Annotated in this window: 10 protein-coding genes and 1 pseudogene; 7 read left to right on the forward strand and 4 right to left on the reverse strand. The window is 57.9% G+C overall.

What is annotated here, in order from left to right:
• Window positions 1-87 precede the first annotated feature (87 nt).
• Window positions 88-1,914 (forward strand): ATP-binding protein, encoded by a 1,827-nt coding sequence (locus tag AC2YJX_RS01500; RefSeq protein ID WP_487255067.1) that lies wholly within the window; start codon window positions 88-90, stop codon window positions 1,912-1,914.
• 633 nt (window positions 1,915-2,547) lie between these two features.
• Window positions 2,548-3,537, forward strand: a pseudogene (locus AC2YJX_RS01505) (IS5 family transposase).
• Window positions 3,538-3,781: 244 nt separating this feature from the next.
• Here AC2YJX_RS01505 and AC2YJX_RS01510 read toward each other — a convergent pair.
• Both AC2YJX_RS01510 and AC2YJX_RS01515 read right to left on the reverse strand, forming a co-directional pair.
• Complete coding sequence (locus AC2YJX_RS01510) at window positions 3,782-4,561, reverse strand: hypothetical protein (RefSeq protein WP_487255068.1); 780 nt, start codon at window positions 4,559-4,561, stop codon at window positions 3,782-3,784.
• Complete coding sequence (locus AC2YJX_RS01515; protein ID WP_487255069.1) at window positions 4,545-5,000, reverse strand: hypothetical protein; 456 nt, start codon at window positions 4,998-5,000, stop codon at window positions 4,545-4,547. Before AC2YJX_RS01515 ends, AC2YJX_RS01510 begins: the two co-directional genes overlap by 17 nt.
• A 559-nt stretch (window positions 5,001-5,559) precedes the next feature.
• On the opposite strand from AC2YJX_RS01515, the gene AC2YJX_RS01520 reads away from it, so the two are divergent.
• Complete coding sequence (locus AC2YJX_RS01520; protein ID WP_487255070.1) at window positions 5,560-7,956, forward strand: DNA polymerase II; 2,397 nt, start codon at window positions 5,560-5,562, stop codon at window positions 7,954-7,956.
• Between the two features lie 246 nt (window positions 7,957-8,202).
• Here the strand turns inward: AC2YJX_RS01520 and AC2YJX_RS01525 are convergent, their stop codons facing one another.
• Complete coding sequence (locus AC2YJX_RS01525) at window positions 8,203-8,568, reverse strand: HNH endonuclease (RefSeq protein WP_487255071.1); 366 nt, start codon at window positions 8,566-8,568, stop codon at window positions 8,203-8,205.
• Window positions 8,569-8,757: 189 nt separating this feature from the next.
• Entirely contained in the window at window positions 8,758-9,456 is a 699-nt protein-coding gene (locus AC2YJX_RS01530) for an SOS response-associated peptidase (protein WP_487255072.1), read from the reverse strand.
• Between the two features lie 36 nt (window positions 9,457-9,492).
• On the opposite strand from AC2YJX_RS01530, the gene AC2YJX_RS01535 reads away from it, so the two are divergent.
• From AC2YJX_RS01535 to AC2YJX_RS01550, 4 genes are all read left to right on the forward strand, one after another.
• Complete coding sequence (locus AC2YJX_RS01535) at window positions 9,493-9,939, forward strand: LexA family protein (RefSeq protein ID WP_010465837.1); 447 nt, start codon at window positions 9,493-9,495, stop codon at window positions 9,937-9,939.
• Between the two features lie 20 nt (window positions 9,940-9,959).
• Complete coding sequence (locus tag AC2YJX_RS01540) at window positions 9,960-11,258, forward strand: Y-family DNA polymerase (protein ID WP_487255073.1); 1,299 nt, start codon at window positions 9,960-9,962, stop codon at window positions 11,256-11,258.
• Window positions 11,259-11,299: 41 nt separating this feature from the next.
• Window positions 11,300-12,607, forward strand: a complete 1,308-nt coding sequence (locus tag AC2YJX_RS01545; RefSeq protein WP_487255074.1) for a KAP family P-loop NTPase fold protein — start codon at window positions 11,300-11,302, stop codon at window positions 12,605-12,607.
• 439 nt (window positions 12,608-13,046) lie between these two features.
• Window positions 13,047-13,784: a hypothetical protein gene (locus AC2YJX_RS01550; RefSeq protein WP_487255075.1), complete on the forward strand. Its 738-nt coding sequence runs from the start codon at window positions 13,047-13,049 to the stop codon at window positions 13,782-13,784.
• Window positions 13,785-13,901: the final 117 nt, after the last annotated feature.

Raw genomic sequence — 13,901 nt, forward strand, 5'->3', positions numbered from 1 at the left:
ACCTCTTCCATTCGTGTAGTTGGCTGTCCTATCATCCGGCCACCTACAAAAAATGGCGGACTCACCGCCGCTTCAGGGAGATTGTGCGTGCGACTAGAAAGCGTTTCGATTGCGAACTTTAGGTGCTACCAACAGGAAGTCACCGTCTGGTTCAATGACCTGACAACCTTTATCGGCAAGAACGACATTGGCAAGTCGTCTGTTCTTGAAGCGCTGGAAATATTCTTCAACAACGAGACCGTCAAGATCGAGTCGGGCGACGCAAACGTTTACAGCGGTGATACGAAGGTATCTATCACCTGCGAGTTTTCCGAATTGCCGCCCAGCTTGACCCTCGACGCGGGTGCAGCAACGACGCTAGCTGCTGAGTACCTGCTGACGGCCGCCGGCACCCTCAAGATCCGCAAGGTATTCGACTGCAAGACCGCAAAGCCGACAGAGGAGGTCAGCCTGCTGGCTCACCACCCCACAGCGCCTGGGGTTGAAAACTTACTCGACCTCAAAGAGAAGGATCTCCAGGCCCTCGTCAAGAAGAAGGAGCTAGAAGTTGCACTGAAGGGCAACCCCGGCATGCGGCAAGCTCTTTGGCTCAGCGAACCCGATCTGCAGCTTGCTGAGGTAGCAATCCCCCTGAGCAAGGGTAAGGAGGACGGCAAGAAGATCTGGGATCAGTTGCAAGCGCACCTGCCGTTGTTTGCGCTGTTCCAGAGCGACCGCAACAGCAAGGACTCTGACGGCGAAGTTCAGGCGCCAATGATGGCCGCCGTCACCCAGGCGCTGGCTGAACTACAAGCGGAGATAAACGCTATCCAGGCCAAGGTTCGGCAGAAGACCGAGGAGATCGCCAGCCTGACGCACGACGCATTGAAGACCATCGATCCGAACTTGGCCAAGGAACTGACTCCTCAGTTCACCCCACCCACGCAGGCAAAGTGGAAGGGCCTCTTCTCGGTCAACATGGAAACCGACGACGGCATCCCGCTGAACAAACGCGGCAGCGGCATCCGCCGGCTGATCCTCGTCAGTTTCTTCAAAGCTGCGGCCGAACGGCGCCTCGCCAGCGGCGATAAAGCACGCAGCATCATCTACGCGATCGAAGAACCCGAGACCGCCCAGCACCCCAACAACCAAAAGATCCTGATCGAATCCTTCAAGGCGCTGGCGGGGGATGATGGTTGCCAAGTCATCCTGACCACGCACAGCCCAGGCTTCGCGGCCGAACTGCCTACAGACAGCATTCGTTACGTCACGCGCGACTTGGCGACGAAGCCTTGCGTTGAGTCAGGCGTCGATGTTTTCGAGAGCGTTGCTGCGGCACTCGGCATTGTGGCGGACAGCCGAGTGAAAGTCCTCATATGCGTTGAAGGACCGACGGACATCGATGCGCTGAAATGCCTGAGCCGTGCGCTGCATATCGCGGATCCAAAACTGCCAGATCTTTCGAGTGACCGTCGTTTCGCATTCGTACCCTCCGGCGGGTCAACTCTGCAGCATTGGGTTGCCGGGCGTTACCTGGCAGATCTCGGCCGCAAGGAGATGCACATCTACGATAGCGACGTTCCAGACTATGGCGCCGCGGTTGCCGCTGTTAACGCCCGCCAGGACGGTTCGTGGGCTACCCAAACGTTGAAGCACGAAATCGAAAGCTACCTCCACCCTGACGCCATCAAAGACGCACTCGGGGTTGTCGTTGACGTAGCCGATCACCTGAACGCCGACGGGCATGCTGTGCCGAAGGCTGTCGCTTTGGGAATGCACGCGGCGAACCCGGTTGGCGCCCCAATGAAGGACAGCACGGTCAAGAAGCTACTGGCGAGCAAGGCATTTCCTCGCATGACCGCCGACAGACTCGCCGAGCGAGATCCGAATGGCGAGGTCAGAGACTGGATGATGCGCCTGTTGGCCATGCTCTAGCCTCGTTGCTGACGCGCGCCCTCACGACTGCTACCAGGGGGCAGTCGGTTGCCTTTAGTGCATGCCTAACTCGTAGAGGATTGGCCTCTGCGACCGGCTGAACTCAAGCATTGAACTACTGCGTGCCAGTGCTGGATTCGACGCTGGCAATGCCCGAGGCATGTCGGCAGTTCCAGTTCGCGATTTTCAGATGCGGACATTGGGAACCGCAACGCATAGGGATTTGATCACCATCAGTCAATGTCATGTTTCATGAGTGGACCTGACTTTTGCCAGTGGAACACATCAATGTCACCTTTAGGTGGGCGCCGACGTTCGGTGTCAATTTTCATGCGACCGCAACCAGTGTGGATCTGCCACGCCTGCGGTCGGTTCTGCAGCGTCAAGAGCCGGTCGGTGTCGGCAAGCCGGCTCACGGTAGACACCGGCAAGTCGATATGCAGTTCGACCGGCTGCGTCGGCTTGACCGGCCGCTATGCGCGGCATAGCCGACTGAGTGCTGCGATTGGGCGGTGCGCGGCTTGAACGACTGCTCACCCCCCGCACGAGCTCACCGTTCCTACCCTTAGGGATTCTCTGCACGAATACCGCTGCGATGTGATTGAGCAAGCTTGAAGCCCAGACAATAGTCGCATGAAGCAAAGCAGCCTGGGCCTGAGCAACACAGTCAAGCGCACCCGCAAGCGCGAGTTCCTGGACGCCATGGAACTGGTGGTGCCCTGGGACTGAACTGGTCTCGCTCATAGAACCGTACGCGCCCGAAGCCGGGCGCCGGGGTCAGCAGCCCTTTGCAGTGCAGACCCTGCTGCGCATCCACTTCATGCAGCAGTGTTTCAAGCTCAGCGATCCCGCCATGGAAGAAGCGCTGCACGACATGCCAGCCTTTCGGGACTTTGCAGGCCTGTCCCACTGGGACGAGCACATCCCCAGTGAATCGAGCATCCTGCGCTTTAGGCACCTTCTAGAACGCCACAAGCTGGCCGATCAGATCCTGGCCACCGTCAATGCATTCCTGCAAGCTAAAGGGTTGCAGCTCAAAGCGGGCACTGTGGTGGATGCCACGCTGATTGCTGCGCCCACTTCCACCAAGAACCAAAGCGGCGAGCGCGACCCCGAGATGCACCAAAGCAAGAAGGGCAACCAGTGGTACTTCGGTATGAAAGCCCACATTGGCGTGGATGCGGACTCGGGCCTGGTGCACACGGTGCGAGGCACTAGCGGCAACGTGGGTGACGTGATCGAAGCCAACAGCCTATTGCACGGGCAGGAAACAGACGCATTTGGAGATGCGGGCTACCAAGGCGTGCAAAAACGGCCTGATGCCAAGCCAACCGTGCGCTGGCACGTAGCCATGCGTCCAGGATTGCGCCGGGAGTTAGACAAGGACAAGCCTCTTGAGGCGCTGATCGATCAACTGGAGCGCACCAAGGCCAGCGCATCCGGGCCAAGGTGGAGCACCCGTTCCGCGTGCTCAAGCAGCAGTTTGGGTACGTGAAGGTGCGATACCGGGGGCTTAAGAAGAACACGGCGCAGCTCGTCACTCTATTTGCGCTCTCAAACCTGTGGATGGCAAGGCACAAGTTGATGGCTTGTATGGGACAGGCGTGTCTGCAAGGGGCGTAATGCCCCCGCGAAGCCGGGCAATTGCCCTCGCGCAGTGCCTGCTGGGCGTGCCCAATCGCCCAAAGCGGGTGCCGTTTTAGTTCGGGCGTCGCTACGGCACAGCCAGAACTGATTCGTGAAGAGCTTCCTTAGCGGCAGTTTTCAAAGTGACTTAACGATTGCTTCGCAGCGCTCCCGACCGAAGGTTAAGCAACGAATTCGTCGGGAGAGCAGGAAAACGAGGGTGCTTTAACTCCCTAAGCTTCTACCACTTGAACTTAATAATGCTGATCGGCATGCCGCTGGTTGATGTGGCAATCTGGGGTGGTCGGTAAACCATCTTTGCATCGAGAAGTGCTTGCTGAAGCCCAAGCTTTTCTGCCACGGTGCCCAAGGTCGGGGGCGCATGGCCAGGGAAGAGATTCAGAAAGACAGGCTGTGAGCGAAGCTCAAAGTAGAAACCTCCAATATTCCCGTTCTTGATCAACGGGATCATGACGATTGCACTTGGGCTGTGCGAGGTCGCTTTGTCAGGTAATAGGAAGTGGGCCCCCATCAGGTGGTTGAAGGGTAGCTTACCCAAGGCCACGTCTATGAGGTAAGGCGATGGCAGAGCCGGCACGAAACCATTCATGGCGACGCCAATGTGCAGGTTGCTACCGTAGGAGAGGTTGATGGCTGTCTTGAGCAGCCAGCGTTCAAATTTGTGGCCGTCGATCCTGTTGTCGTCCAGAGCTCCCTTCTGGGCGGGCGTCGTGGATTGCTGGAAGAGGCCCACGGCTTTCTTCGCTTCTGAATCTGCATCGGAGAGAGCCGAGTTATGAGTCTTGCAGAGGATTTGCCGTTCAAGGCCATTGATCCCTATAGATTTTGTTTCCCCCTTGCACCAATCAAAGCCAGACACACACACGGCGCCTTCAGGGAAGAGGCACTTCGACACAAGGTGTTCGGCTGACGGCCCTTCGCCACAACCACCACAGGCAGCAGCCCAACACTTGAACTTTCGGCTCTGAGTATTGCCCATGGTGTCAGCGGCGTTTGCCATGTCCATAGCTCCCGGGCAGCATGAGGCGAGAGTCCAAAAGGTCGTGGCTCACTTTCGGCTTAATAGTCTTTTTGGCAGGCTTCGCAGGCGAAGCCTTGACGGTAATAGATTTGGAGAGAGCCTGCTCTGCAGCCTTGGCAACTAGTTCGGGCGTGGTCTTCTTGAATTTGCGCGGCTTCGTCGCGGTCAGCACGAAGTTAAGCTTGGGACGAAGCGTGGATATGAGGTCATTGGCATGTGCGGTGCCTTCCAGTAGCACCAGCAGGTTGTTGAGGTAACTGAAGTCTCCATGCTTGGCTGCATGCTCCGTGGCCATCTGCACTGCGAGGTTGTAGATGCCTGACTGGCAGAGCTTTTTGAGATCAATGAAGGCGCTGATCTTTGGATCGGTCACGGTGCCGACGAACTTGCGAAGCTCGTTAATCCTTTTTTCATCCATTTCCTCCTCCCCCTGAAGCAGCGATTCAAATTATTTCAAAATGAGGTTGTAGCACTCAAAGATAGTTATGCCCCCACTGTGGGCGTGAGATAGGTCGGATTCTTAGACGCATGCTTGATGAGGCCGGGAACGGACACCGCAGAAAAGCCAATTTTGTAGAGATTCTCAGTTCCAGATATCCTATGAGACTTGAGGTCGTCGCGGCAAAGCGAATGGCTGTTCCCGGCCATTAGTACTCCTTCGCAGGCGGGCACCGTATGTCTGCAACGAGCCTCAAGCGGTTAGCACAGACAGTGCGCACCGCGACTTCCCGTAGGTAGGCATCGCCCAGTGGCTCCACAGTGTCAGCTCAACGCCATGCCCAAATGCGGCGCAGCAAAACAGGAGCCGGTCGGGCTGGACGGAATACATAACGGGATGGTTTGTGCATGACTTTCTCGGTGTCGGCTTTTGCAATACTGTACAAAACATCAGTACTATGCGCAAGAGTGCTTCGTAGCTCTCAACCTGTTCTCCCGAGGCATCAGAATTAGCGTGCCACCGTCTTCCGCTCCACCTGATGTCCTCAGCCCTCCCACCCACCGAACTCCGGGGCTTCCTCCTCACACGCCACTGGCGCGACCTTCCAGACGGCACCGAGCTTGAATACTGGCTGTCCACCGACGAGGGGCCCAAGAAGGTGCTTCTGACCCAGCAGACGTCGGTCGCCTTCCTGCCGGTTCGACACCGGGTTGCGGTGCAGGCCCAACTGGCGAACCTGCAGGGCCTGGAAGTGAAAGAGCTAGGGTTGAAGACGTTCGAGCAGGAGCCTGTCCTCGGTGTCTATGCCCGCAGGTTCCGCGATCTGGGCAAGCTCACGCGCGAACTCCAGCCTCTGGGAATCCCGCTGTACGAAGCGGATATCCGCCCGCACGACCGCTACCTGATGGAGCGGTTCATCACAGCCGGTGTCCTGGTTGAGGGAGGCCAGCGCGAAGGCTCGACCATCCTCGACGGCCGCTTGAAGCCCGCGTCTGGTTGGCGCCCGGTGTTGAAGGTGGTGTCGCTGGACATCGAGACGAGCGCAACGGAGGATCTGTACTCCATCGCACTGGATGGTGCGGGTGACCGGGTGGTGTTCATGCTGGGGGAAGCACCAGAGTCTGTGTCGGCGCCAGCTGTGTCGCCGATGGACTTCAGGCTTGTGTACTGCTCAACTCGCCGAGAGATGATCGAGCAACTCAATGCCTGGTTTACGAATCATGACCCGGATGTCATCGTCGGCTGGAGCGTGATCCAGTTCGACCTGCGGGTGCTGCAAAAGACCGCCGATGCGAACTCCGTGCAACTACTGCTCGGACGTGAGCGCCGACCCATCGCGTGGCGGACGCACCCGGGCCGACAGGGCTACCTGTTCGCGCCCATGCCCGGACGGGTCGTCGTCGATGGGATTGAAGCGCTCAGGGCGGGCATGTGGAGCTTCCCGTCGTTCAGCCTTGAAGCGGTCTCACAGAAACTGCTCGGTGAGGGCAAGGAGATCGGCGATGCCTACGACAAGATGGCCGAGATCGAGCGGCGCTACCAGGAAGACAAACCGGCCCTTGCCAGCTACAACATCCGCGACTGCGCGCTTGTCCTGCGCATCTTCGACAAACTGGAGCTGCTGCCGTTCGTGCTGGAGCGAGCCCAGACCACAGGCTTGCAAATAGATCACTTTGGTGGGTCCATCGCCGCGTTCAGCCACCACTACCTGCCGCGCATGCACCGCCTGGGCTACGTGGCACCCAACGTGGGCGACATCGCGGCCAAGGCCTTCCCCGGCGGCTATGTGATGGACTCCACGCCGGGCTTCTACGACACCGTCGTGGTCCTGGACTACAAAAGCTTGTACCCCTCCATCATCCGGACCTTTCTGGTGGACCCGGTAGGCTTGGCAGAGGGAGAGAGCGCCGACGCACAGACCGGGTTGGTGCAAGGGCCGCAAGGCACGCTGTTCTCGCGCGAGAAGCACTGCCTGCCTGACATCGTGACCACCCTATCGACTGCCCGGGACGAGGCCAAGCGGGCGCGCAACCAGCCGCTATCACAGGCCCTGAAGCTGCTCATGAACTCCTTTGCCGGCGTTCTGGGTGCATCCGAATGTCGCTTCTTCAATCCGAAGCTGGTGTCCGCCGTGACCCTGCGCGGCCACGAGGTGATGAAGCTCACCCGCACATTTGTGGAGCAGCGTGGATACCAGGTCATCTACGGAGACACCGACTCCATCTTCATCTGGCTCAAACGCACCTATCCCAATGCGGAGGCGCACGCCATTGCGGCCGGCCTGGTGCAGGAGATCAATGCCTGGTGGACCCGCAGACTGCGAGAAGAGCAGCAGCTGGAGAACTTTCTCGAAATCGAGTTCGACACCCACTACGCCAAATTCTTCATGCCCACCATCCGAGGGTCAGACATCGGCAGCAAGAAGCGCTACGCCGGCCTGAGCATCGATGAAGAGGGGCGGGAGGAGATGGTCTATCGCGGGCTGGAGATGGCCCGCAGCGACTGGACCCCGTTGGCACGCCAGTTCCAGGAGGGCTTGCTGTCACGCATCTTCCATGGGGAGCCCTACCGGAAGTTCGTGACCGACTATGCGCGGTCGATGCTGGATGGCCAGATGGATGCGCTGCTCGTGTACCGCAAGCGTCTGCGTCACAGGCTCGATGCCTACGAGGTCAATGTGCCGCCCCAGGTGCGCGCGGCGCGCATTGCTGACGCGCACAACGCGAAGCTGAACCGTCCGCAGCAGTACCAGCGTGGCGGCTGGATCGAGTACGTGATGACGCAGAGCGGCCCCGAGCCTCTGGAGACCCGGCATTCGCGCATTGACTATGAGCACTACCTCGCCAAGCAACTGCAGCCTATTGCCGATGCGATTCTTCAGCCGTTGGGGGATAGCTTTGTGGCATTGACGAGTGCGCAGAAGGTGTTGTTCTAGGGGGGCGGGGACGACCTGGGGCGATACCCAACGACGAAGCTGGTTGACCGGGTAGAGGGTGAGATGTCCGTTTGACTAAGCAATTGCGCTTTGCTAGCACGGTCTACTCGCTCATGTTGATTGTGTTTCGACCATCAAACCTGAGGCTGGCGTTTGACCGCATTGCGCGATTTTTGCCATTCACGCTGAGCGGTCCAGTGGCACAGGCCAGTGTCAGCTGACTAAACCAACCTGAGCCAAGCGTCGCTAGGTGCCGTTGGCTCGGAAAGCGACAGCTATCGCGCCAACTGGGTGCCAGCGGCCCCTTTTCATCAAGCTTTGCACGCGTTGCCGATATTTCTGAGGATTTGGCGCATTCTCCGCACGCCCTTTGTGTCGCCGAGTGTTGCACCACCAACAGGCGGCAACGATGTTTTGTGGAATATCGCGCCCCTGATCCTGGCGAGCAGTTAGATGCTCAGCCGTGCAACGAAGGTACTTTTGCCACTTAGGCTTAAGTTCTGTGGGCGTGAATTCAGGCAATGCAGGTTCAATCATTGCCAAGCCGCAATAAAAACAGCGGCACTGTTGGGTGATTGCGGACTGGATACGGAGTTTGGCTATCTTGTTCATTTGGCAGCAGGGGTAGTGTTGAAGCTACTCCCGTTGCCGATAGCCGGACAGGTCGGGCGCCGGGGCATTGCACCACACGGCTATGCGCCAGGTAACCCGAACGCGGCCGGGGTCGCATCAGCCCCGGACAAGCAATAATTTATATCGCCGAGTTCAGTCAGCGCAAGCACCGACTGTTGCATGCATGCGTCATGCAGACCCGACAGGTAGTTCCACCTGCTGCGCCGGATCCTTCGCTCGGTGCACAAACAGCTCCAGCGTCGGCACCCTGATCAGCGCCTCGGCCTGCTCAATGGTGCCGTGCAACCAGGTGTCCCAATCGCCCTTTTCCACCGGCACCACAGTGCGTTTGTCCTGCATGTCGGGCGCGCGCTTGGGGTCGGGCCTGTGCATCAGGTTGAGCACCGGCACGTCGTCACAGTTCTGCGTGATCATCGTGTAGCTGGGCAGCACCTCGCCCGTGGCCGGGTCTGTCCACTCGCTCCACAGGCCCGCAAGGCCCCAGGGCTCGCCATCGGCGCGCTCGAAATGCCAGGGGATGTGCTTCTTGGTCCCCCAGTAGGGCTCAACGTAAAGCTGTGCCGGGATGATGCAGCGCTGCCCCTTGCGCCAGGGGCCACCATAGGTCCACGCCTTTGCCATGCCTTCCCGCCGGGCGTTGAAGGTGCTCAGGCGCTTACCGTCCTTGCCTGTGGGGATGTGTGTTTTGGAGTTCGGCGGGATCATGCCCCACTGCCCCACCACCACCTCGCGCCCTGCCCCACCCTTGGCCCGCAGGAACGGCCCACGGTACAGCGGGCTCATTTTGTCGCGCCATTCCGCCTCGGGCACGTCACCGAAGTGCAGCACCAGCTGCTCGCGGCCCGGGACCTCGTAGTAGGTACACATGGCAACATTCTGGCAGCAGATGGATATACTGTGAATATGTACAGCTTTTTGGATTCCCCCCTGCCCGTGCCATATGACGCGGCCGTGCAGGTGCTCGCTCTGCCGGTGTGCGGCGTGAGTGTGCGCGCGGGGTTTCCATCGCCTGCCGATGACTTCGTCGTGGAGCGGCTGGACATCATGCAGTTGCTGGTGAAGCACCCCCAGGCCACCTACTTCTGGCGGGTGCGGGGCGACTCGATGCGCGACGCGGGCATTGATGACGGCTGCATCATTGCCGTGGACCGGGCGATCAAGCCCAAGCACAACAACATCGTCGTGGCCATTGTGGACGGCGAATGCACGGTGAAGTTTTTGCACCAGCGCGCCGGCCGCATCAAGCTGCGCGCGGCCAACCCCACCTATCCCGACATCATTCCCCGCGACAGCCAGACCATTGAGGTGTGGGGTGTGGTGAGTGGCTGCGTGAAGCTGTTTCCCACCTGATCTGATGGATGGAGGCCAGCATGTACGCGCTGGTGGACGGGAACAATTTTTACGTGAGCTGCGAGCGGGTGTTCCGTCCGAGTCTGAACGGCCGCCCGGTGGTGGTGCTGAGCAATAACGACGGCTGCGCCATTGCCCGCAGCAATGAGGCCAAGGCCCTGGGCATCAAGATGGGCGCGCCGTGGTTCCAGATTCGGCACATGGAGGAAACCCACGGCCTGGTGGCGCTGAGTGCGAATTTCACGCTGTACGGCGACATGAGCGACCGCATGATGAGCCTGGCGGCGGGCCTGGGACCCACGCAGGAGATTTACAGCATCGACGAGTCATTCATCGGCCTGCAAGGAGTGCGGGGCGATCTGACCAAACGCAGCCAGGCCATCCGCGACCGCATCAATCAGTGGGTGGGCATCCCCTGCGGGGTGGGCATCGGCCAGACCAAGACGCTGGCGAAGCTGGCCAACTACATCGCCAAGACGGCCGAGCGTAAACCGGGCAGCTACCCGGCCGAGCTGGCCCAGGTGTGCAACCTGACCGCCCTGCCCGCCCAGGACCTGGACGACGTGCTGGCCGCCACGATGGTGGAAGAAGTCTGGGGCGTTGGCCGCAAGATCGCAGCGCAACTGCATGAGGGTGGCGTACATACCGTGCTGGACCTGGCCCGGTTAGACCCCGCCACCGTGCGCAGGCGTTGGAGCGTGGTGCTGGAACGCACCGTGCGCGAGCTGCAGGGCATGCAGTGCATTGACGTGGACGACGCACCCGCACCCAAAAAGGAAATCGCCTGCACCCGGTCATTCGCCCAGTCAGTGACCGAGCTGCCCCCGCTGGTGGAAGCCGTGAGCGAGTTCGCCAGCCGCGCGGCCGAGAAGTTGCGCAAGCAAGGCAGCCTGGCCAGCCAGCTGCTGGTGTTCTGCCACACCTCCCCTTTCCGACCCGGCCCCAGGTTCAACCGCAGCATCGTGGTGCCGCTGCGCCGACCCACGGCCGACACCGGCAAGCTGGTGTGGGCTGCTGCTGCAGGCATGCGGCGTATCTATGAGCCTGATTACAAGATGGCCAAGGCCGGGGTGATGCTGCTGGACCTGGTGCCGGACAGCGTGCTGCAGGGTGAGTTGAATCTGGAGGATGAAGACCATCGAGACCGCACCAAGCTGATGGTGGCGCTGGACACACTCAATCAGCGCTTTGGCAAGGGCACCGTTCATTCAGGCGCCACGGGCGGCACCAACAGAGACAAGGATTGGGGGATGAAGCAGCAGCGGCGCACTCCGCAGTACACGACGCGGTGGGAGGATGTGCCGATTGCGAGGGCCTGATGCTCGTCCACAATGGACGAATCCAATAAGGAGAAACGTCTATGCCCGCACTCTACCTGCCGCCCCAACATCCAGACCCGGCGCACCCTTTTGAAGGGGACCGACTAGAAAGAAAAGCTTTAGCCGGTCGCCTTACTAAGATGATTGATCGGTTACCAGCCGGCGCGGTGCTTGCTCTGGACGCTGCTTGGGGCGACGGTAAATCCTGGTTCGGCAGAAACTGGCACGCTGACCTGCTAAGCAAGGATTACAAGTCAGCCTACGTCGACACTTTTGCGGCGGACTATATGGAAGACCCCTTTTTCCTTCTTGCAGGAGAGATATCGATTGCCTTAAATCAAGGAAAGGTCAGCGACCTAAAGAAAAGGGGAGCAGAGGTTGCAAAAGCTTTGGCACCAATTACGACAAAGGTACTGCTAAATGCAGTCGGAAAATTACTCGGCACCAACGACATCACGGGGAAATACGCAGAGGCCGTCTCTGGGGCGGCTGAAGCTGCTGCAGAAACCGTAGAGAACATGATCACTGAAAAAATAACTGACTATGAACGCGAAAAAAGTAGTGTAACGGCATTTAAAAAACAACTAGCAATTCTGGCCGAAGAAAATTTCAAAAAAACAGCAAAGCCAATAATAATTTTTGTCGATGAGCTAGATCGCTGTAAACCAGATTTTGCGGTAAAGACCATTGAACGTATTAAACACTTTTTTGAAGTCAAACACGTTGTATTTATCCTATTGCTCAACAAAGGGCAGATACACGAATCAATTCGAGGGGTCTACGGTGCAAACATCGATGCCGAAAGGTATCTGGGCAAATTTATTCAATTCTCCCTAACCTTCCCCAAAAGAGCCATTCCAGACGAAAATCCACCATACAAGACTTTTGCACGCCAAAAGCTTCACGACTATGGTTTTGAAGGTGCAGATGACATTGATATGCAGGCAGCAGCCCTCGCCACATGTGCAGAAGCATATTCATTGACGCTTCGGGACATAGAGAGATGCATCATACTAATATCACTAAACCCACAGTACTTTCAGAGATACCACCCTCTTCTAATTGCCTTTGGTCCTGCCATTAAAATAGGATACCCAAAAGCGTTTGATCAAATAACCAACCCATACAACACAGAAAACAATGAAATCAACTCAGCAGTATCACGCATCTTTGCGGGAAATGAAGAATTCTGCATGACTCTGAATAAGCTTCATAGCATGATAATAACAAAATCCGGCGCCGATGATGAAATTCTAGTAACTGCGCAGAATAATATAGGATTTCGATCAAGAGCCCCAGAAAAAGAATTACTCAAATTCTATGAAGCATTGAGTTTGAAAATAGAATAAAGCCCTTACGCACAAATACCTCATAACCCGGCAATCTCGCCCCACACGCCTGCAGCTCCGTCTTTCTCTGGCTACTGAAGCTGGTCCCCAGCCAGTACGCACCAATCAGGGCAATCACCCCCGGCAGCTCCGTCACAAACTGCACCCGTAGCTCACTGCTGGAGTTGTCCGGGTGCACAAACAGCACATCCGCGATCAGGCCATACAGGGGCAACAGCAGCAGAAGCGAGATCCAGAATGCCGGGTTGTGCCAAAACCCCTGCGTGCCTGGCTGCAGGTACGCCGCATTGGCGAGGGGAATTGAAATGAAGGGAGAGTGAGAAGTGCGACAAATCGGGATTTTGCGGGTCGAACCGTGACAACGCGGGCTACACCGTTGAAAACAATTTGCTCATGGCAAAAGCTCTGGTTGTATTCTGCGCCGTGAGGAGCGAATGCCATGAGCGAAGATGATTGGGAGCCTGAGGACGAAATCAATGACGACAGAGTGACAGTGTTTGCTGGTGCTCTGGCCCAACCCATTGCAGATTTGATTGAATCACTGTCACTGCGACAAATCAAAAGTGCTCAGGATGTCGTTGGCGAGCACGAGAACGGCTACTGCATCTCAATCTTGGTGCTGTCTGTTTTGGCCTTTGAATCTCTCGCAGGTCGCGTTTCTCACCTTCGACGTAGGGATGTTGGCTTAGAGCGCCAAGAGTCCAGCACTCTCAAGTTCTTACGGAAGGTAGATCCCGCCTTTCCTCTGAAGTTGATGGAGGATTTGGTAGATGTGTATCTGTTGCGCGATGCCCTAGCCCACGGACATATATGGACGGTTAAGTACACCATGGGTCGGGGGGGGGCGACAGTCACCTCGCGGGAGAGACACCCCGGTTATGGAGATCCAAAGCACGTGGATCGAGTCGATGGAAACAAGGGCGTCACCAAAAATTTGGGCCTCAACGTCCTGCCTAGCGAAATCGGGCTGCGCGAAGCATCGGTCGCTATGAGAACACTCGCTGCCACCATCCAGCGGCTGGTAGACATAGGCGCCGTCGAACTTCCTGCAGTGGTACGGCGAGTCAAGTATCAGGGAAAGTACATCGGGTTCTGGTCGCTTGCCGACGAACTGGACCGATTGAGGGAACTAAAGCCGAAGCGATTGCTGCAGGTACCTAAGCCCTCCAAAGGGTAAGACCTACACAAGGTCAACGATGTTGGCCTTGTCTTCTTCGGACGCGCCAAGGAACGGACGCGCGGGAATGTCGCCCCAAAGCAGCGGAAAACCGCGCTCTCGGGTTGAATCACCCCG

The sequence above is a fragment of the Acidovorax sp. SRI_002 genome, from assembly GCF_057586455.1.